Origin of the sequence: Rathayibacter sp. AY2B7 (assembly GCF_002931635.1) — a bacterium.
GTDB lineage: Bacteria > Actinomycetota > Actinomycetes > Actinomycetales > Microbacteriaceae > Rathayibacter.
Genome location: NZ_PSUC01000200.1, coordinates 1 through 2,170, shown reverse-complemented (window position 1 = coordinate 2,170; position 2,170 = coordinate 1). Strand labels below are relative to the sequence as shown.

Here is a 2,170-nt window from a genome sequence, read left to right as displayed (position 1 = left end):
TGCTGGTGCTCGTCGCGATCGTCGCGATCCTGCTGGTCGCCTCGCCGGTCGCGACTCTGTTCGCGGCCGTCTTCTTCGCGGTGCTGCTCGGCGGCGTCCAGGCGCTCCTGCGGCGGCGGCAGGGCCGGATCGGCGAGGAGATGGCGGAGGCCGCGCTGGAGTCGTGGCAGTTCCTGCTCCCCTCGCTCGACGGGTTCCGCGAGGCGCGCCTGACCTCGAGCGCGGCGAGCCTGGTCGCCGGCTTCAGCGGGGCCAAGCGCCGCAGCGCCCAGGCTCTGCGCTCCCTCTCGCTCGTCTCGGAGCTGCCGAAGTACCTGCTCGAGATCGGCTTCGTCGTCGCCGTCGTGGGCGTCTCGGGGATCCTGGTCGCCACCGGCTCCGGCGCCGAGGCGCTCTCCGTCCTGGGCGTCTTCGCGGCCGCCTCCCTCCGCGCCCTGCCGACGCTCAACCGCGTCTCGGCCACCTTCGCGATCGTGCGCAGCGGGCAGGCGGGGCTGCGGATCGTCTCCGAGGCGGCCGAGGAGCTCGCCTCCGAGGGGGCGCACGACGAGACGCCCGGGCCGGGCGGCCGCTACTCCGGCGACATCGCGCTCGAGCACGTCACGTACCGCTACGCCGACTCCGACGTGGACGTGGTGCGGGACGTCTCGCTGGTGATCCAGCGGAACGCCACGACCGCCTTCGTCGGATCCAGCGGCGCCGGCAAGAGCACCCTCCTCGACCTGGTCCTCGGCCTGCTCCCGCCCACGAGCGGCCGGATCCTCTGCGGCGGGCGGCCGATCGACGAGGACCCGGCGGCCTGGTACGCGGGGCTCGGCGTGGTGCCGCAGGACGTGTTCCTCCTGGACGCGACCGTCGCCGCGAACGTCGCCTTCGGGGTGCCGGCGGCCGAGGTCGACCACGAGCGCGTGCGCGAGGTGCTGCGGACGGCGCAGCTCAAGGAGTTCGTCGGCGGGCTGCCGCAGGGTCTGGACACCCGCGTGGGCGAGCGCGGCGTCCGCCTCTCCGGCGGCCAGCGCCAGCGGCTCGGCCTCGCCCGGGCGCTGTACCGGCGCCCCTCCGTCCTCGTCCTCGACGAGGCGACGTCGGCGCTCGACAACCGCACGGAGCACGAGATCTCGCGGGCCGTCGCCGAGCTGCACGGCAGCATGACCGTCCTCGTGGTCGCCCACCGGCTCTCGACCGTGCGCGGCGCCGATCGGCTGCTCTTCCTCGACGGCGGCCGGATCGAGGGGGCCGGCACCTTCGAGGAGGTGCGGGCCGCGCACCCCGGCTTCGCCCAGCTCGTGGCGCTCGGAGAGCTCTCCTGAGCGGGGGAGGCCCCCGGTGGTGACGCTCGGCGACGTCCGCTCGGCGCTGCTGGCGCCCCTCCGCCGACGGGGCACGACGGTGCTGCTGCCCGGCGAGTCGTTCGGGGTCGGGAACCTCGCCTACTTCTGGCTGCAGGCCCACGCCCGTCGGAGCCGCGGGGTGCCGACCGCGGTGCGCGCGACGCGGAGGACCGCGGAGTGGGCGGAGGTCTTCCCGCGGGTCCTGGAGGAGCTCGTGGTGCCCCCGGCGGAGATGTCGTTCTTCAGCCCCCGCGAGCTCGGGAGCGTCCACCAGGAGCTCGGCGTGGAGTTCACGACGGATGAGCTGGCGGACTTCGTCGCGACGATGCTGCTCCCGCCCGGCGGCCCCTTCACCGCTCTGGTGGCGGCGGCGCGACCGGAGGCGGACCTCACCGTGAACATCCGGCGCGGCGACTACTACAGCGTCCCGGCCTTCCGCGGCCGTTACTCCTTCGACGTGGTCGAGTACGTCGACGCGGCGCTCGCCCTGGCCCGCGAGCGGGAGCCCGTGCGCAGCGTCCTGATCGTGTCGGACGACCTCGACTGGTGCCGGGTGAAGCTGGCCCGCGTCCTCGAGGGCCTCGAGGTGCGCTTCCCGGGGGCGGGGACGCCGGTGCCGCAGCAGCTCGCCCTGCTGGCCGCGTCCCGCCGCCTGGTGCTGACGAACTCGACCTTCTCGTACTGGGGCGCGCATCTCGGCGACCACGTGCACGGCGGCGCCGACGTGATCGCGCCGTGGTTCCACAGCCGCGCGTGGAACGGAGGGGCGGCGACGCAGCTCGACCCGCGCTGGCGGGTGGTCCGCGACCTCCCCGGCGGCTGGGACGGCTGACGCGGCG

General features: G+C 74.9%; 2 protein-coding genes. Both read left to right on the top strand.

The genetic code is table 11. From position 1 onward, the window contains the following. A partial coding sequence (locus C5C27_RS17325) for an ABC transporter ATP-binding protein (RefSeq protein WP_146079757.1) occupies window positions 1-1,310 on the top strand: 1,310 nt, incomplete at its 5' end. Window positions 1,311-1,326: 16 nt separating this feature from the next. After that, window positions 1,327-2,163 carry an alpha-1,2-fucosyltransferase gene (locus tag C5C27_RS17320; RefSeq protein ID WP_104238352.1) on the top strand — a complete coding sequence of 279 codons (837 nt, stop codon included), beginning with the start codon at window positions 1,327-1,329 and terminating at the stop codon, window positions 2,161-2,163. Window positions 2,164-2,170 lie beyond the last annotated feature (7 nt).